Annotated in this window: 18 protein-coding genes; 15 read left to right on the forward strand and 3 right to left on the reverse strand. The window is 33.6% G+C overall.

Annotated features, from left to right (window positions below):
- Positions 1–28: 28 nt before the first annotated feature.
- From nreA to P3U32_RS02735, 6 genes are all read left to right on the forward strand, one after another.
- Positions 29–472, forward strand: coding sequence for a nitrate respiration regulation accessory nitrate sensor NreA (nreA, locus tag P3U32_RS02710; RefSeq protein ID WP_323704074.1), 444 nt, complete (start codon positions 29–31; stop codon positions 470–472).
- Entirely contained in the window at positions 469–1503 is a 1035-nt protein-coding gene (locus tag P3U32_RS02715) for a sensor histidine kinase (protein ID WP_323704075.1), read from the forward strand. The genes nreA and P3U32_RS02715 overlap by 4 nt, the downstream gene beginning before the upstream one ends.
- A gap of 17 nt (positions 1504–1520) precedes the next feature.
- Positions 1521–2174 (forward strand): nitrate respiration regulation response regulator NreC, encoded by a 654-nt coding sequence (gene nreC / locus P3U32_RS02720; protein ID WP_323704076.1) that lies wholly within the window; start codon positions 1521–1523, stop codon positions 2172–2174.
- Positions 2175–2501: 327 nt separating this feature from the next.
- Positions 2502–3659 (forward strand): nitrate/nitrite transporter, encoded by a 1158-nt coding sequence (locus tag P3U32_RS02725; RefSeq protein ID WP_323704077.1) that lies wholly within the window; start codon positions 2502–2504, stop codon positions 3657–3659.
- Positions 3660–3815: 156 nt separating this feature from the next.
- The gene (locus tag P3U32_RS02730; protein WP_323704078.1) at positions 3816–4817 is read left to right on the forward strand and encodes a ThiF family adenylyltransferase; all 1002 of its coding nucleotides are present in this window, start codon (positions 3816–3818) and stop codon (positions 4815–4817) included.
- 11 nt (positions 4818–4828) lie between these two features.
- The gene (locus P3U32_RS02735) at positions 4829–5329 is read left to right on the forward strand and encodes a MogA/MoaB family molybdenum cofactor biosynthesis protein (protein WP_323704080.1); all 501 of its coding nucleotides are present in this window, start codon (positions 4829–4831) and stop codon (positions 5327–5329) included.
- On the opposite strand, the gene moaC is transcribed toward P3U32_RS02735, so the two are convergent.
- On the reverse strand, positions 5330–5809 hold the full coding sequence (gene moaC / locus P3U32_RS02740; protein WP_323704081.1) for a cyclic pyranopterin monophosphate synthase MoaC: 480 nt from the start codon (positions 5807–5809) through the stop codon (positions 5330–5332).
- 68 nt (positions 5810–5877) lie between these two features.
- Between moaC and glp the strand changes: the two genes are divergently transcribed.
- Genes glp through moaA form a run of 6 tightly spaced genes read left to right on the forward strand, consistent with a single transcriptional unit; the run spans position 5878 to position 9934 of the window.
- Complete coding sequence (gene glp, locus P3U32_RS02745; RefSeq protein ID WP_323704082.1) at positions 5878–7137, forward strand: molybdopterin molybdotransferase MoeA; 1260 nt, start codon at positions 5878–5880, stop codon at positions 7135–7137.
- The gene (gene mobB / locus P3U32_RS02750) at positions 7134–7595 is read left to right on the forward strand and encodes a molybdopterin-guanine dinucleotide biosynthesis protein B (RefSeq protein ID WP_323704083.1); all 462 of its coding nucleotides are present in this window, start codon (positions 7134–7136) and stop codon (positions 7593–7595) included. Before glp ends, mobB begins: the two co-directional genes overlap by 4 nt.
- An 8-nt stretch (positions 7596–7603) precedes the next feature.
- Positions 7604–8056 carry a molybdenum cofactor biosynthesis protein MoaE gene (locus P3U32_RS02755; RefSeq protein WP_323704835.1) on the forward strand — a complete coding sequence of 151 codons (453 nt, stop codon included), beginning with the start codon at positions 7604–7606 and terminating at the stop codon, positions 8054–8056.
- A complete protein-coding gene (moaD, locus tag P3U32_RS02760; protein ID WP_323704084.1) occupies positions 8053–8286 on the forward strand; it encodes a molybdopterin converting factor subunit 1 in 234 nt (77 codons plus the stop codon). Before P3U32_RS02755 ends, moaD begins: the two co-directional genes overlap by 4 nt.
- Before the next feature lie 6 nt (positions 8287–8292).
- Positions 8293–8883, forward strand: coding sequence for a molybdenum cofactor guanylyltransferase MobA (gene mobA, locus P3U32_RS02765; protein ID WP_323704085.1), 591 nt, complete (start codon positions 8293–8295; stop codon positions 8881–8883).
- A 28-nt stretch (positions 8884–8911) separates the two neighbouring features.
- A complete protein-coding gene (gene moaA / locus P3U32_RS02770; RefSeq protein ID WP_323704086.1) occupies positions 8912–9934 on the forward strand; it encodes a GTP 3',8-cyclase MoaA in 1023 nt (340 codons plus the stop codon).
- Between the two features lie 102 nt (positions 9935–10036).
- On the opposite strand, the gene P3U32_RS02775 is transcribed toward moaA, so the two are convergent.
- Entirely contained in the window at positions 10037–11074 is a 1038-nt protein-coding gene (locus tag P3U32_RS02775; RefSeq protein WP_323704087.1) for an SDR family oxidoreductase, read from the reverse strand.
- Positions 11075–11224: 150 nt separating this feature from the next.
- On the opposite strand from P3U32_RS02775, the gene P3U32_RS02780 reads away from it, so the two are divergent.
- Positions 11225–12430: a putative multidrug effflux MFS transporter TcaB gene (locus P3U32_RS02780; protein ID WP_323704088.1), complete on the forward strand. Its 1206-nt coding sequence runs from the start codon at positions 11225–11227 to the stop codon at positions 12428–12430.
- Here P3U32_RS02780 and P3U32_RS02785 read toward each other — a convergent pair.
- Positions 12427–12684 (reverse strand): hypothetical protein, encoded by a 258-nt coding sequence (locus P3U32_RS02785; protein ID WP_323704089.1) that lies wholly within the window; start codon positions 12682–12684, stop codon positions 12427–12429. The genes P3U32_RS02780 and P3U32_RS02785 overlap by 4 nt on opposite strands.
- Positions 12685–12812: 128 nt before the next feature.
- On the opposite strand from P3U32_RS02785, the gene P3U32_RS02790 reads away from it, so the two are divergent.
- Together P3U32_RS02790 and P3U32_RS02795 are read left to right on the forward strand one after the other, a co-directional pair.
- Positions 12813–14063 (forward strand): lipid II:glycine glycyltransferase FemX, encoded by a 1251-nt coding sequence (locus tag P3U32_RS02790; protein WP_323704836.1) that lies wholly within the window; start codon positions 12813–12815, stop codon positions 14061–14063.
- Between the two features lie 92 nt (positions 14064–14155).
- The gene (locus tag P3U32_RS02795) at positions 14156–17299 is read left to right on the forward strand and encodes an efflux RND transporter permease subunit (protein ID WP_323704090.1); all 3144 of its coding nucleotides are present in this window, start codon (positions 14156–14158) and stop codon (positions 17297–17299) included.
- The last annotated feature ends 105 nt before the right edge of the window (positions 17300–17404 follow it).

Consider the following 17404-nt stretch of genomic DNA (forward strand, 5'->3'; position numbering starts at 1 on the left):
AAGATAAATTAAGTAGGAGTGTTTAAATATGTCTGTTGAATTTAAATTTCAAGAACAACTGAATCATATTCGTGAAACATATGGCTTTGATTTTGTCGGATTAGCAATGTCATCTGAAGAATCAGATTCATTTCATATAAAGTGGCGTTATGTTTCAGGTAATTTAAATCAAAGATATAAAAACATCGTACTTAGAAGTGGACGAGGCATTGCAGGTATTGTTATTAAGAGTGGAAAAGCAATGACGATTACAGATGTTAAGGAAAGTCCGTATTATGATCAATTGTTTAACTATCCAATTATTCAAAGTGAACAATTAACATCATTAATTGCACTTCCTTTATGGAAACAAAATAGAGTTTGTGGCGTCATTTTACTTGGACAACGACAAGATAAACCATTACCATCCGTTGACCTTGATCAATTCACACGATTTGGCCCGTTTTTCGGAAAGGATATGATTAATTCATGAATGAGCAAGAAACATCCAAATTGACACAAATATTAGAACAATACTACGAAAAAACGAGTGAAATGATTGTTTTTCTTAATAGTAAAGGTCAAGTTATTAACATGAATCAAGCGGCGAGACGCGTCATTTCTGAAGATAATCAGTCCTCATTAACGCATGCAATTTGTAGTCGTTGTGAAGGTTACTCTAACGAATTTGCGATACAATCATGTAGAGAATGTTTCTTAGAATCAACGACGATTGGCAATAGTAGCTTTCAAGTATATATGCAAACAAATAGTGGTAAAGTAGAACCGTTTACTGCTACTTATCAGACCATTAGTCAGGAAGATGATGTGAAAGTATATACGTTACAGAATGTTTCACCACAAATTGAAAGACAACAAAAGTTACATCAACAAACGATGATGCAAAAAACAATCTCAGCACAAGAGAATGAACGTAAACGAATTTCAAGAGAATTACATGACGGCGTCGTTCAAGAATTACTCAATGTAAGTGTTGAACTAAGATTGTTAAAATATCAAGATAATATCGAGAATTTAAAGACACAGTCACAACACATTGAGCGTTTAATGTCCAAATTGATTGATGATACTAGAAACTTATCTTTAGAATTAAGGCCATCCTCTTTAGATGATTTAGGATTAAACGCAGCATTTAAGTCTTATTTTAAACAGTTAGAAAAAAACTTTGGATTTATTGTACATTACCATAATGATTCAGATGATATTAGATTTAATAATGAGATAGAAACGGTAGTGTATAGAATCGTGCAAGAAGCGGTGTTTAACGCTTTGAAATACGGACAAGTGGATAGTGTTGATGTGCATATGAGCTGTGAATCAAACTTTATAGAAGTAGAAGTAGCAGATCAAGGTGTTGGTTTCGTATTAGGAAGTGAACCAAAAGGCTCGGGACTTGGTATTTATGGTATGCAAGAACGTGCTGAAATTGTTGGTGGTACGTTCAATATCGAAAGTAAAGTTGGAAAAGGTACAAATATTAAATTAACAGTACCAATAGCATAGACGGTGAGGGAAGAAACATGAAGCTCGTAATCGCAGATGATCATGCAGTAGTAAGAACAGGATTTTCAATGATATTAAATTATCAAGATGATATGGAAGTAGTAGCAACCGCCGCTGATGGTATAGAAGCATATCAAATGGTAGCAAAACATGAACCAGATATATTAATCATGGATTTGAGTATGCCGCCGGGAGAGTCAGGATTAATCGCAACTGGAAAAATTTCCGAAGATTTTCAACATACAAAAATACTCATCTTAACCATGTTTGATGATGAAGAATATTTATTTCATGTGTTAAGAAACGGTGCAAAAGGATATATCCTTAAAAATGCGCCAGATGAAGAATTAGTAAATGCAGTGCGAACGATTTATAGAGGAGATATGTATATTGATTCTAAAGTCACGAGTTCCTTAGTCAATGAGTTAGTTAATCCTAAACAATCGACAGATCATCATTCGAAAGACCCATTTAAAATATTATCTCAAAGAGAATTAGAAATCTTACCTTTAATCGCAAAAGGATATGGCAATAAAGAAATAGCTGAAAAGTTATTCGTATCTGTTAAAACGATAGAAGCACACAAAGCACGCATAATGGATAAATTAGAACTGAAATCACGTCCAGAACTCGTCGAGTACGCGTTAAAGAAAAAGATGCTTGATTTCTAATACGGCAAAAACCTGTAAACACTATTTAGTGCTTACAGGTTTTTTAATTTTAGTAGATAAGTGCAAATAAAGGGTGTTGTTGTTAGCAAGAATGGTGAAACGTGCAAACAAGGGTGTTGTTATTAGCAAGAATGGTGAAACGTGCAAATAACGACTACGATATTAATATGCCAACCCACTCACATAGCAATCCAACTATGAAACGCATAATGATTTAGGGAATTTCCTTATTTGTATAAGGGTAAATCCTTATGCGCATGTTTTCACAATTAACATACAATAAATGTGACATCAAAATAAATATTTCATAAGAATAAGGGTGAAAATATGAAAACGAACACAGGGAAATTTCAATTGCCACTTCAAACGTTTAGTCTAATGGCTGGGTTTATGGTATGGACAATTTTAGCGCCATTAATGCCATATATCACTCAGGATATCGCTGTTCCTGAAAGTCAAAAGGCAATTATTTTAGCGATACCAGTCATACTAGGTTCTATCTTGAGAATACCGATTGGTTACTATACGAACTTAGTAGGATCTAGAATCGTATTTTTAACGAGTTTTATTATATTATTATTTCCGGTATTTTATTTGAGTCAGGCGCAATCTACTACAGGGTTAATTGTCGCGGGATTCTTTATTGGATTAGGGGGCGCTATATTTTCGGTAGGTGTAACGTCTATACCAAAATATTATCCTAAAGAGAAACATGGATTTGCGAATGGTGTTTACGGCATGGGTAATTTAGGTACAGCTGTTTCAGCATTTTTAGCACCACCGATTGCAGGATTCATTGGTTGGCAACATACAGTACAATTGTATTTACTTGTATTAGTATTATTTGCAGCACTGATGTTTATCTTTGGAGATAAACAAGAGCCTAAAGTCAAAATTCCTATGATGCAACAAACGAAGCTTGTCATTAATAATTACAAATTATATTACTTTAGCTTATGGTACTTTATTACATTCGGTGCTTTTGTCGCATTTGGTTTGTTTTTACCGAACTTTTTAGTAGGACACTTTGAAATTGATAAAGTAGATGCTGGAATTAGAACGGGTATCTTTATTGCGATAGCAACATTGTTAAGACCGATTGGTGGTATGTTAGGTGATAAGTTTAATGCATTGAATGTACTGAAATTGTTCTTTATCAGTATTATTGCTGGCGCACTCATCTTGTCACTATCACAACATATTCTTTTATTTACAATTGGTTGTTTAACAATCAGTGTGAGTGCGGGTATTGGTAATGGCTTAGTATTCAAACTTGTACCAACACATTTCAATAAAGAAGTTGGTGTCGTTAACGGTATTGTATCAATGATGGGTGGACTTGGCGGATTCTTCCCACCACTTGTGATTACGCTAGTTACGAGTATGTTTGGATCAAACCATCTTGCATTCCTGTTATTAGCTATCTTTGGCGTGATTGCATTATTAACAATGATGCATATGAGTAAAATCGAAAAACGTGCATAAACATAATAACATCTCATCTTTGCTGTAATCGTAAATAGAAGATGAGATGTTTTCGTTTAAGCAAGGAAAATTATATCTCATTCACCTCTATTCGTTGAGGATATAAGTCTTTCACTCTATAATGGAGATAAAGTGATTCGTGAAAGGTTGATAAAGATGAATGAACGCTATTCTCGCCAAATATTATTTAACAAAATAGGCGAAAAAGGACAAGAAAAAATAGAAGCAAGTAGTGTAACGATTATAGGTATGGGTGCATTAGGCACGCATGTTGCTGAACAGTTAGCGAGATCAGGCGTAAAACGATTAAATTTAATTGATCGTGATTATGTAGAATCGTCTAATTTACAAAGACAAACACTATTTGTAGAGAAAGATATTAAAGAAATGCTGCCTAAAGTTGTAGCAGCTGAAAGACATTTAAAGCTTATTAGAGAAGATATTCAAATTAAAACTTACATTGCCCAATGTGATGCAAAACTATTAAACGAAGTTGCTGGTTATTCTGATGTTATTGTTGATGCAACAGATAACTTTAATACGAGACAATTGATTAATGATTTTGCATATAAACGTCAAATTCCATGGATTTATGGTGCATGTTTAGAATCTACATATGTACAAGCAAGCTTTATTCCAGGTGTAACGCCATGCTTTAATTGTGTGTTACCACAATTACCTGTGATTAGTCGAACGTGTGATACAGTCGGTGTGATCAATCCAGCAGTTACAATGGCAGCAAGTTTACAAGTTGCTGATGCATTGAAGATTTTATCTGGAAACACTTTTACGCCGAAAGTGACATATGGTGACGTTTGGGAAGGTGAACATCAAACATTTGGATTTAAAAAAATGCAACGTGATGATTGCGAAACTTGTGGCGCTTCTCCAAGTTATCCAAAACTTGCTGAATCAGATCAACATGTTACGGAATTATGTGGTCGTCATACTGTCCAATATATCAATGAGAAATTGAATCGAGCAGCAATTGAAAAATTTGTCGCACAAAATAGACTCTTGCATCGTTCAAATGCATATATGATTCAATTTTTATATGATGATCATCGTGTAGTTGCTTTTAATAGTGGAAGACTACTTATACATGGTATTGATACAGCGAGCGAAGGTAAACAATTTGTAGAAAAAATGTTCGGTTAGGAGAATTGATGATGAGTACCATACAAAGCATAAATCGAGATATTAAAGTTGCCATTCTAACAATCAGTGATACAAGAACAACTGAAACAGATAAGGGCGGACAACTTGTACAAAAATATTTAAAAGATTTAAATGTTGCATGGAAGGATTCTAATTATCGCATCGTCAAAGATGAAATAGGTCAAATTCAAGATCAAATCAATGAATGGTTGAATGCAGATATTGATGCTATTATTACTACGGGTGGTACAGGTATTAGTCAAAGAGATGTAACGATTGAAGCCATTAAACCATTGTTAGATAAAGAGATTGAAGGGTTTGGAGAATTATTTAGATATTTAAGTTATGTTGAGGATGTTGGTTCTAAAGCAATACTTTCAAGAGCGCTTGCAGGTACGAAGCGTAATAAAGTCATCTTTGCACTACCAGGTTCAACAGGAGCAGTAAAATTGGCAATGGAAAAGCTCATCACGACTGAATTAAATCATATCGTGTATGAGCTTAATAAATAGTTAAGGTCGATTGAAATCGCCGTTTACACCACCAGATTTATGGGACAGATAAGTTTCACCGATAATCATTCCTTTATCTACGGCTTTACACATATCATAAATTGTTAATGCAGTAACACTAGCAGCAGTGAGTGCTTCCATTTCAACGCCTGTTTGGCCTTTAGTTTTTACAGTTGTTGTGATGTTTAACGTATAGGTGTTGTCGTTAGTCCATTCAAAATCAATATCTACACCTGTTAATTGAAGTGGGTGACACATTGGTATGAGTTGGCTAGTATTTTTAGCAGCCATAATACCTGCGATTTGTGCTGTTCCTAGCACATCGCCCTTCTTATTTGTTGCTTCTTGAATTTGATTGTAAATGGTTTCTTTAACTTTGATACTAGCGTGCGCAATAGCGATACGCGTACTCGTTTCTTTATCTGAAACGTCAACCATTTTAGCATGACCTTGATTATTAAAGTGTGTAAAATCAGACATTAAACTCATCCTTTCTTGCAAATATTATAACACGGAACAAATAATAAATAGAGAAGGAGTGTAAATAAATGACAGTTGAAAAGAGAACACCGATACCCGTTTCAGAAGCAATTTCACGTATTATAAATGTAATTAAACATAAAGAAGTAAAAGAGATACGTATTGAAGATAGTTTGAATAAAGTATTGGCGGAAGATGTTAAAGCGACATATGATATTCCAAGATTTGATAAATCACCGTATGATGGATTTGCGATAAACAGTCAAGATTCTAATGATGCAAGTGGTGACAACCGTGTTTCTTTTAAAGTTGTTGATCATATCGGTGCGGGTACGACATCAGATGTAACATTAAACAAAGGTGAAGCGGTACGTATCATGACTGGCGCGCAAATCCCGAATGGGGCAGACGCAGTCGTGATGTTTGAACAAACAATTGAACAGGAAAACCAATTCTCTATCAGAAAACCTTTTAAACAAGGTGAAAATATTTCATTTAAAGGTGAAGAATGTAGAGAAGGCGAACTTGTATTGAAAAAGGGTCAAACGATAAACAGTGGTGCAATTGCTGTACTTGCAACATTTGGTTATCAAAATGTGCACGTTTATGAGCCGCCGACAATCGCTATTATTGCAACTGGAAGTGAATTAGTAGCCCCAGATGAACCGCTTCAACCAGGTAAGATTAGAAATTCAAACGGCCCAATGATACAAGCAATGTGTAAACAAATTGGCATTGAGGGTACAATTTATCAAATACAAGAAGATCATTTAGAAGGCTGTATTAAAGTGGTAAATCAAGCTTTAAACAACCATGATATCGTCATTACAACAGGCGGTGTCTCAGTCGGTGATTATGACTACTTACCGAAAGTCTATGAGGCACTTCAAGCAGAAGTACTGTTTAATAAAGTACAAATGCGTCCAGGTAGTGTGACGACGGTCGCATATAAACAAAATAAATTATTGTTTGGTTTATCAGGAAATCCTTCAGCTTGTTATTCAGGGTTCCACCTTTTCACTAGACCAGCTGTCTTAAAAATGATGGGTGCAAATGAAATTTATTCTGTCATTGTAGATGCCGTACTTGATGCTGATTTTACAAAAGCGAATCCTTTCACAAGATTTATAAGAGGGAAGTTAACTTTTTCTAGCGAAGGCATTTACGCAGAACCTTCAGGATTTAATAAATCCAATGCAGTTGTTTCAATTGCGAATAGTAATGGTATGATTATATTACCAAGTGGCTCAAGAGGATATCAAAAGGGAGACGAAGTAAAAGTCTTGCTCACAGATCACCAATCATATGAAAGTGAATTGAATTTATGAGAATTTTACAAGTCGTTGGATATAAAAATAATGGTAAAACAACTTTAATTAATGAATTAATACGCATATGTAATGATAGGGAAATCGTCGTTTCAACGATAAAGCACCATGGACATGGTGAAGAAGACATTTCTTTGAATCATAAAGAAGTAGATAGTTTATCCTTTATAAAAAATGGTGCTAACGAAAGTATTGTGATGGGTAAACATTTGATTGAAAGAGTGACTAAAGTAGATAGAACTTTAGAAGAAATCATTGAGGGAGATCTATCCGTAAAACCAGATGTGCTATTGATAGAAGGCTTCAAATCTGCAAAATATCCAAAAATCGTACTAAAACAAAACGATCAACCTATAGAAGAAACTTTAGAAAATATTAAATATACATTCAATGCATTTGAAGAAGCGGAAAGAGCTGCTTTTCTAGAATGGTTTGTAGAATGGTTAAGCAAAGAGTAGGTGGAGTAATGAAACAGTTTGAGATTGTGGAAGAAAGTATAAATCCAGAAGTATATCGTGAGTGGACGCTAAATAGTAAGCAAGGGGCTATCGTTGTATTTACAGGACATGTTCGTGAATGGACGAAAGGTATTAAAACAGAGTATTTAGCATATGAAGCGTATGTACCGATGGCTGAGAAGAAGATGTCACAAATCGGCGATGAAATTGCGGAAAAGTGGCCAGGAACAATTGTAGCAATCGCGCATAGAATCGGAGAATTACAAATTTCTGATATTGCGGTTGTTATTAGTGTATCGTCACCACATCGACGTGATGCATATGAAGCAAACGAATACGCGATAGAACGAATTAAAGAAATTGTACCTATTTGGAAAAAAGAAATATGGGAAGATGGAGAAGAATGGCAAGGAAGTCAGAAACAGTACCATTCTTCATCGATAATGGAGGATGAATCATGAAAGTATTGTATTTTGCTCATTTAAAAGAAATATTAAACATAAAAGAGGAGCAAATCACTCTTAGTAAAGACCTCACTGTGTTAGACTTTAAGCAATATTTAAATGAACAACATCCTGAATTAAAGGATGAAACATATCAAATTGCTGTAAATGAAGAATTTGTGCAAGATCAAAGCGTTGTTACAAACGAAGATATCATTGCACTGATTCCACCAGTCAGTGGAGGTTAAAAGGAAATGATAGCAATAATTCTAGCTGGAGGAAAGTCCAGTAGATTTGGTTCACCAAAGGCATTAGCAACGATAGACGGGGAAGTATTTTATCAAAAAATTATTCAAACATTGAATCAAACAAACTTATTCGAGAAAGTAGTAATCAGTACAAGTGAAGCTTTAAAACATTCATTTGAACATGAAGACGTGGTTGTGGATTTACCGGAATATAAGGACAATGGTCCATTAGCTGGAATATACAGTGCCATGAAGTCTTATGAATCTGAATGTTACTTTGTCATTGCGTGTGATACGCCATTGATTACTGAAAAAGCAATTAGTCACTTATATCAATTCTTCATTTCTCGTGTAATGGAAGAACAGCTAGATATTGCCGGTTATGAAGCAGATGGTAAGAAAATGCCGACGTTAGCATTTTATAGTCATCGTGTTGAATCAGATATTAAAGCAGCTTTAGATAAACAAGCATTAAGAATGAAAGAAATATATCAGAATACACCTTCGCAGTGGTTAAATGTACAAGTAGTAGATGATACTAGCAATTGGTACCAAAATATCAATTACAGTGAAGACTTAGAAAATTTAAAGCATTAGCTATTGTTTAGGTAGAGGAGGCATTATGATGAATCAACCTATCAAAGATAAATTAGGAAGACCGATAAGAGATTTAAGAATATCTGTTACTGATCGTTGTAATTTTCGCTGTGATTATTGTATGCCAAAAGAAATATTTGGCGATGATTTTGCATTTTTACCTAAACAAGCATTGCTAAGTTTTGAAGAAATTGTACGTTTATCTCGACTATATAGTACTTTAGGCGTTCAAAAAATTAGAATTACAGGCGGAGAACCGTTGTTGAGACGAGACCTTCATGAGCTTATTCGTGAATTGAACGGTATCGAAGGGATAAATGATATTGGTTTAACGACGAATGGATTGTTATTGAAGAAGCATGGTCAAAATTTATATGACGCTGGATTAAGAAGAATTAATGTAAGTATAGATGCGTTAGATGATGCATTATTTAAATCCATTAATAATCGTAATATTTCAGCGTCGCAAATACTTGAACAAATTGATTATGCCGTAAGTATCGGACTTAAAGTCAAAGTAAATGTTGTTATACAAAAAGGCATTAACGAACAAGAAATTATTCCACTTGTTCAATATTTTAAAGAAAAGAACATCGTTGTAAGATTTATTGAATTCATGGATGTAGGTAATGATAACGGATGGAATTTTGATAAAGTAGTTACTAAATCAGAAATGTTATCTCTCATCGAAAATGAATTTGAAATAGAACCTGTTGATCCAAGTTATTTTGGAGAAGTAGCCACATACTATAAACATAAAGATAACGGTGCACAGTTTGGATTAATCACGAGTGTGTCAGCATCATTTTGTTCCTCTTGTACACGTGCAAGAATATCATCAGACGGTAAATTTTATGGATGCTTATTTGCAGAAAAGAATGGCTATGATATTAAATCGGAAATGAGAAGCGGGAAGACAGATGAAGAACTGTTGACTACTTTAAAATATTTATGGAACATCAGAGATGATAGATATTCAGATGAACGTACTGAAGATACAGTGATGAGACGTAAGAAAAATAAAATTAATATGAACTATATAGGTGGATAATAAAAAAGGTTTCTGGATATTCCAGAAACCTTTTTTATATAAATATAATGGGGATATCGTGCGATTAGGCATGAAACGCACGATATCTCCCAAAAATATTAGTTACTTTTTAAAATAGACACCTATAATCATATCTAATGTTTCATTAGAAAGTTGTAATGTTGATTTATCAGCTTTTTTCATCATGTGAGCTGTATTCTCGTCATTAAATACGATTGATTTTGAAAAGTAAGGTGCAAATACATCTATAAAACTATTAAGTACGCGCTCATCATCAGATATAGAATAAATGTCTGATATTGGTGCGACTTCTAATTGATCGAATACAAGATGCTTCTTGATTGTTTCAAATATAAAATCATTTGTCGGTGGCGATGAATTTGTCGCATGATAGATTGTTTGATTTTCTGCATAATCACATGCAACTGTCAGAACGTCTACAACATAATCTACAGGTACAAAATTAGATGTATGCTTTGCATCTCCAAATAATCTATATACGGTTTGATCTTTATTTCTCTCAATTCTTCGTTTAAATACTTTCAATGCTTTCATAAATCCATATAAAGTGAAATTCGAATCGGCTTCACCTGTTTTAGAATCACCGATAATAATTGCAGGTCTAATAATGGATGTATGCATCTTTGTATTTGCTGCTACGATGTGTTCAGCTTTTACTTTTGTTGCTTCGTATGGATTGTTTGTCGGTGAATCAAGTAGATGCAATGTTTCGTTTGCTTTTTCTTGTTCTCCAACCGTATAAGCGGTTGAAACATATAAGAAATGTTTTGTTTGCAATTGTTCGGCTAATGCCAATGCATGCTGTGTGCCGACATAGTTAATTTGATATAATTCATCTGCTAATTCAAAGTTGAATTTAACTAAAGCTGCAAGATGATAAAATTTATCTATTTGAGGTATTTGATGTGCATCTAAATCGACACCACATTGTTCGTGCGTAATATCGCCGTGTATAAAATGCAATCTAGTATGAACACTTGGATCTAATTTATTTAAAAGGGATGTCTTTTTTTGTTCAGAACGATATAAAATATAAAAATGTTTGTGTGCATCTTTTGCAAGTGATTGAATCAATTCAGCACCTACAAATCCCGTCGCACCAGTTAAAAAGATATTCATGTTTCCACTCCGATACTTAGTTTCTGAGTTTATTTTGAATGATGACAACATGAAAGTAAAGCATTTTTATAATTGGTGGTTTATAGCATTGCCTTTTGAAAATGCGTATGCATATAATGAGTAAGAATAGAGATAAAAGGAGACAATTTTATGAACGAAAATAAGATGGCGAAGCCTTCGTTATTTTTAATAATTATATTAGGTTTGTTAACGGCGTTTGGTCCATTTTCGATTGATATGTATTTGCCAGCATTACCAGAGATTAGTCGAGACTTTAATACAACGACTTCGCATACACAACTTACATTGACGTTGTTCATGCTTGGTTTAGCAATTGGACAAGTATTTGTTGGTCCATTATCCGATGTGATTGGAAGGAAAAAGCCACTCATTGTTGTCTTGATTATATATTCAGTGGCTTCAATATTATGTGTGTTTGCACCAAATATTTATATTGTGATGGCTTTAAGATTTATTCAAGGATTTACAGGAGGGGCAGGTGCAGTTATTTCCCGGGCAATATCTAGTGATTTATATAAAGGGAAAGCATTGACGAAGTTTCTTGCGGTCTTAATGTTAGTTAACGGAATTGCACCAATTATGGCACCAGTGTTAGGGGGAGTTATATTATCGTTCTCTACGTGGAGAATGGTGTTTATTCTTTTGACAATATTCGGCTTTATTATGTTTATATTATCATTGACGAAGTTATCGGAGTCGTTACCTGAAGAGCAACGTAGCTCAGGTAGGATTAGTGAGATATTAAGTGATTTTAAAAATTTATTAAAGAGTCCGAAATTTTTAATGCCTTTGTTTATTCAAAGTTGTACATATGCTTTATTATTTAGCTATATTTCAGCGTCTTCATTTATTACACAGTCTGTTTATCATGTATCACCACAGTTATTTAGTTGGATGTTTGCATTTAATGGGTTAGGATTAATCTTGGCAGGTCAAATGATTAATAAGATGGTAGATAAATATGATGAACACTTTTTAATGCGATTGTTTGGAATGATTCAAATTGTTGGGGTTATCATTGTATCAATAACATTGTTAGCAGGTTGGCCAATTTGGTTATTAATGATTGGTTTCTTTGTTCTTGTGAGTCCAGTATCAGCAATTGGTACAACAGGTTTCTCAATTGCTATGGCTAATAATAATGGAGGCGCGGGTAGTGCCACTAGCTTGTTAGGGTTATCTCAATTCGCATTCGGTGGACTCGTTTCCCCGTTAGTCGGAATTAACGGAGAAAGTGATCCAATACCATTTGTTATAACGATTGTCATTGTATCCATATTGTTGATGGTTTTATATTTTATTAACAGTAAAGTGTTTAAACCATCATCGAATTAGCTTGTATAAACATTGAGGTATATACTTTGAACGATAATGCCTAAATGAACGAGTGCAATGATCGTACTAATAATTGCTAAAAATAATATCGATTTACGCGCATTTTCAAGAATAAAAACGATACTTAATAAAAAGGTAAAAGCAACGATAATGATACGATAGCTTAAATAATTAATCGTAGAATCAAAGTTTAAACTGATCAAAATCATAATTATGTTTAAGATAATAAATAAAGTAAGCAATAACTGTCTCATATATTTCAGCCCTAACTTTATAGTTTATTGAACAAGTATAACAAATATTGGTCTTTTACGTGAAATTATAGTGAGTTTCATTGTATAATTAAGGAACGAATTGACAAAAAGGAGATTTATAAATGACGATTAAGAAAATGAATATCACTCATGAGCAACATGATGAATTTGTAAAACAACATCCAAACGGTGATATGTTGCAACTTACAAAGTGGGCAGAATCCAAAAAGCTTACAGGTTGGTATTCTCGTCGTATAGCTGTAGGTGATGGAGAACAATTAACAGGTGTAGCACAATTGCTATTCAAAAAAGTCCCTAAATTACCATATACATTATGCTACATATCAAGAGGGTTTGTAGTTGATTATAAAGACGAAACTTCTGTGAAAGTATTACTAGAATTATCTAAAGAAATGGCGAGAAATGAAAAAAGTTATGCAATTAAAATTGATCCAGATATTGAAGTTGATCAATCAGAAGGTGTATTAGAATTTTTAACTTCTTTAGGTTTTCAACATAAAGGGTTTGAAGACGGTTTAAGTAAGACATATATTCAGCCACGTATGACAATGATTACGAAAGTCGATCAGTCAGAAGAAGATTTAATGCAAAGCTTTGATAAACGTAACCGTTCACGTGTGAGAAACTCATTAAGACGTGGAACAGAATTGGTTATCGGTAATCGTGATGATTTAAAAATCTTTGCTAAGATTATGGAAGAAACAGGAGAAAGAGATAACTTCTTAACTAGAGATGTTTCTTACTTCGAAAACATTTACGATCATTTAAATCCTGATGGTGATTGTGAATTGTTCTTAGTTAAAGTCGTTCCAAATAATGTATTAAAAGATTTATTCGTTGAAAGAGATGCATTACTTGAAGAAAAAGCAAAACTTCAAGAACGCAGACAAACGAAAAAAGTAGTCAATCAATTAAATGATGCTGATGAAAAACTAGGTAACTATGAGAAACGTATTCAAGAAATGGAAGAATTGAAAGAGAAGAACCCTGATGGTGTGTACTTATCAGGTGGTATCCTTATCTTCTCTGGTAAAAAGTCTTATTACTTATATGGTGCGTCTTCAAATGAATATCGTGAATTCTTACCTAACCACCGCATGATTATTGAAATGATGCGCTTTGCAAAAGAAAAAGGTGCAGATAAGTTTGACTTCGGTGGAACAGACAATGATCCAGATCAAGATCATGAACATTATGGACTATGGGCATTCAAGAGAGTTTGGGGCACATACTTAAGCGAAAAAATTGGTGAATTTGATTATGTATTAAATAAACCACTTTATACTGCTATTGAAAAAGTGAAACCAGCTGTTACAACGTATAAGAGAAAGATCGAAAAGAAAATTAAAAAATCTTAACATATAAAAATAAAGCACTAAAATTTTAAACTTTAAATTTTTAGTGCTTTCATTATGTAAATCACAAGATAATTTAATAAGGGGGAATATATATGGTACAAAAAATGATTAAGTTTTCATTGAATAATAAATTTGCCATCTTGTTAATGACATTGATTGTCTTACTTGGCGGTATTTATTCAGCTTTTAAAATGAAGTTAGAACTTTTACCAGATGTTACGACACCAGTCATTACAATTTCGACACCATATCCAGGTGCTACACCTGAAAATGTCTTAAAAAATGTAACAGAACCTGTAGAGAAAAAAGTTCAGAATCTGGAAGGGGTACAAAACGTATCCAGTCAATCGTTAGAAAATGCTTCAGCTATTACCTTAGAATATACATACCAAACAAATATGGATGAAGCAGAAACAGAATTGAAAAAGACGATTGAGAATTTAGATTTACCAGAAGGTGCTCAAGAGCCTGAAATGAGTCGTATGTCGATGGATTCATTCCCAGTTGTGAGTTATTCTGTTTCTGATAAAGATGGCAATTTAGAAAAAGCCACAAAACAAATGGAATCTACTTTAATTCCTAAATTAGAAAAAGTAGATGGCGTACAAAACGTTTCACTATCTGGTCAAACATTAGAAGAAGTTAATTTAGAATTTAAACAAAACGAATTAACTAAGAAAGGTCTCACTGAAGATCAAGTATTACAATATATAGATGGAGCGACTAAAGAATCTCCGTTAGGATTATACACATTTGGAGATAACCTTAAATCGATTGTAGTAGATGGAAGATTCACATCGATTAAAGCATTAAAAGATTTAGAAATTCCATTAACAGGTGGTTCAAGTTCAGCTGGTGAAGGACAGCAAGCGGGTCAAGCACAGCAAGCCGGGCAATCATCTGATCAAAGTGCAGATGCTTCTGAAGGTATACCATCTGTAAAATTATCAGATATCGCTGATGTTAAAAAAGAGAAAAAGAGAGATTCAATTTCTAAAACAAATGGCAAAGATGCCCTAGCATTACAAGTGAACAAAACATCTGATGCTAATTTAGTAGATGTCGTTGATAATGTTAATAAAGAAGTAAATGCATATAAGAAAGATCATAAAAATATTGAATCTGTCCAATTAATGGAGACAGCTTCAACGATTAAAGATTCTGTTTCAACAATGGTAGAGAAAGCGTTAATTGGCTCTATCGTTGCAATTATTATTATTCTCTTCTTCTTAAGAGACTTTAAGTCAACAATCATTGCAATGGTGTCTATCCCAATGTCACTATTGATTGCATTATTAGGACTTAAATCTTTAGATATATCATTGAATATTTTAACGTTGGGTGCACTTACAGTTGCAATAGGACGTGTGATAGATGACTCCATCGTTGTTATAGAAAATATTTATAGACGTATGTCAAATAAAGATGAAACACTTAAAGGTGGTCAATTAATTACAAGTGCAACGAAAGAGATGTTTATTCCGATCATGTCTTCAACAATCGTAACGATTGTGGTGTTCTTGCCACTTGCATTTGTAACAGGACAAATCGGAGAGATGTTTAGACCATTCGCATTAGCTGTAGCATTTAGTTTATTAGCTTCATTGCTTATAGCATTGACAATCGTACCTGTGTTATCACATATTTTCTTTAGAAATGGCATTAGGAAGCCTAAAAAAGAAAAAGGACAGTGGTTAGCGAGTAAATATAAAAATATTTTAAAATGGAATTTGAACCATAAATGGCTCGTAATTGTAATAAGTATTGTACTTGTACTCGCAAGTATCGTATTAGTATTTACACCATACATTGGGAAATCATTTATTGATACGGGAAGCGACAAAATGTTGGCGTTAACGTATAAACCTTCTCCAGGTGAGAAAGAAGATCAAGTCGTTAAACATGGTGAACAAGTTGAGAAGTATTTATCAAAAGATAAAAATGTTGATTTTGTTCAATACAGTGTTGGAGGAGAAAATCCATTTAATCCATCTGCCACAAAAGATATGGCTTTAATGGTTAAATACGATAAAGATACACCGAATTGGGATAATGTTGGTAAGAAAGTAATGAACAAAGTTGATACATTTAACCATAAGGGAGAATGGAAGCAACAAGACTTTTCAACAGGTGGTACTGCAAATGAAGTATCAGTTAAAGTTTCAGGACCATCAACAGAAGCATTAGAAAGCACTGTTAAAAAAGTTGAAAGCGAAATGAAGAAAGTAGATGGCGTAGATAACGTCAATTCTAATTTATCAACTTCTTATGAACAATATGATGTCAAAGTAGATCAAGATAAAGCAAGCAAACTTGGATTGTCTGCTGGTCAAATCGCAATGGCACTTAACCAAACAACACAAGATAAAGTAGTAACTAAATTAAACGAAGATGGTAAATCCATTGACGTTAAATTGTCTAAGCCAATGAAAACAGATTGGTCAGAAGATAAATTGAAAGACACTAAATTAACATCACCTGTAGGTAAATCCGTTAAATTAAGTGATATTGCGACATTAGAAAAATCAAAATCACCAGACACAATCACTAAAGAAAATGATAAAATATCCGTTTCAGTAGACGGTAAAATTACAGGTGATGATGTCGCTAAAGTAACATCAACAGTTAATCAAAAAGTATCTAAAATTGATTCACCAAGTGATGTAGAATTAAATGTCGGTGGAACAAATGATGATATAAATGAAGCGATTGTACAACTTGTAATGGCAATGGCTGCAGCGATATTAATTGTTTACTTAGTTATTGTATTAACATTTAAAGGTGGACTTGCACCATTCGCGATACTATTCTCATTACCAGTATCAATTATTGGTGTCATTGCAGGTTTACTTGTTACTCAAGAAACGATATCTGTACCAAGTATGATTGGTATGCTGATGTTAATCGGTATTGTTGTAACTAACGCAATTGTATTAATCGATAGAGTTATTAATATGGAACAAGCGGGCATGTCTACGAGAGAAGCATTAATCGAAGCAGCAGGAACACGTTTGAGACCAATCTTAATGACAGCTATTGCTACAATAGGCGCTTTAGTACCATTATTATTTGGTGGAGGAAGTTCAATACTGATTTCTAAAGCATTGGCAATTACCGTGATAGGTGGATTGTTATCATCAACAATATTAACATTGCTCGTCGTGCCAATATCTTATGAGATTATAATGAAATTTAAACGAAAAATATTTAAGCACGAACCTGAACATGTTGAATAGTATATGAAAATTAAAAGCAACACAAGAAATGATTACATTTCTTGTGTTGCTTTTTTGTTGCCGATGTCGGCATTTTTACGCGCAAATACCTAAATTAACTTAAAA

The sequence above is a fragment of the Mammaliicoccus sp. Dog046 genome (assembly GCF_034039665.1).
Taxonomy (GTDB): domain Bacteria; phylum Bacillota; class Bacilli; order Staphylococcales; family Staphylococcaceae; genus Mammaliicoccus.

Coding starts and splice junctions, on each gene's coding strand:
- P3U32_RS02735 (WP_323704080.1), top strand. CDS start 4,829: ATGAGTACCATACAAAGCATAAATCGAGATATTAAAGTTGCCATTCTA.
- mobB (WP_323704083.1), top strand. CDS start 7,134: ATGAGAATTTTACAAGTCGTTGGATATAAAAATAATGGTAAAACAACT.
- P3U32_RS02725 (WP_323704077.1), top strand. CDS start 2,502: ATGAAAACGAACACAGGGAAATTTCAATTGCCACTTCAAACGTTTAGT.
- glp (WP_323704082.1), top strand. CDS start 5,878: ATGACAGTTGAAAAGAGAACACCGATACCCGTTTCAGAAGCAATTTCA.
- P3U32_RS02715 (WP_323704075.1), top strand. CDS start 469: ATGAATGAGCAAGAAACATCCAAATTGACACAAATATTAGAACAATAC.
- nreC (WP_323704076.1), top strand. CDS start 1,521: ATGAAGCTCGTAATCGCAGATGATCATGCAGTAGTAAGAACAGGATTT.
- nreA (WP_323704074.1), top strand. CDS start 29: ATGTCTGTTGAATTTAAATTTCAAGAACAACTGAATCATATTCGTGAA.
- P3U32_RS02755 (WP_323704835.1), top strand. CDS start 7,604: ATGAAACAGTTTGAGATTGTGGAAGAAAGTATAAATCCAGAAGTATAT.
- moaD (WP_323704084.1), top strand. CDS start 8,053: ATGAAAGTATTGTATTTTGCTCATTTAAAAGAAATATTAAACATAAAA.
- moaC (WP_323704081.1), bottom strand. CDS start 5,809: ATGTCTGATTTTACACACTTTAATAATCAAGGTCATGCTAAAATGGTT.
- P3U32_RS02780 (WP_323704088.1), top strand. CDS start 11,225: ATGAACGAAAATAAGATGGCGAAGCCTTCGTTATTTTTAATAATTATA.
- P3U32_RS02795 (WP_323704090.1), top strand. CDS start 14,156: ATGGTACAAAAAATGATTAAGTTTTCATTGAATAATAAATTTGCCATC.
- P3U32_RS02775 (WP_323704087.1), bottom strand. CDS start 11,074: ATGAATATCTTTTTAACTGGTGCGACGGGATTTGTAGGTGCTGAATTG.
- moaA (WP_323704086.1), top strand. CDS start 8,912: ATGAATCAACCTATCAAAGATAAATTAGGAAGACCGATAAGAGATTTA.
- P3U32_RS02785 (WP_323704089.1), bottom strand. CDS start 12,684: ATGAGACAGTTATTGCTTACTTTATTTATTATCTTAAACATAATTATG.
- P3U32_RS02730 (WP_323704078.1), top strand. CDS start 3,816: ATGAATGAACGCTATTCTCGCCAAATATTATTTAACAAAATAGGCGAA.
- mobA (WP_323704085.1), top strand. CDS start 8,293: ATGATAGCAATAATTCTAGCTGGAGGAAAGTCCAGTAGATTTGGTTCA.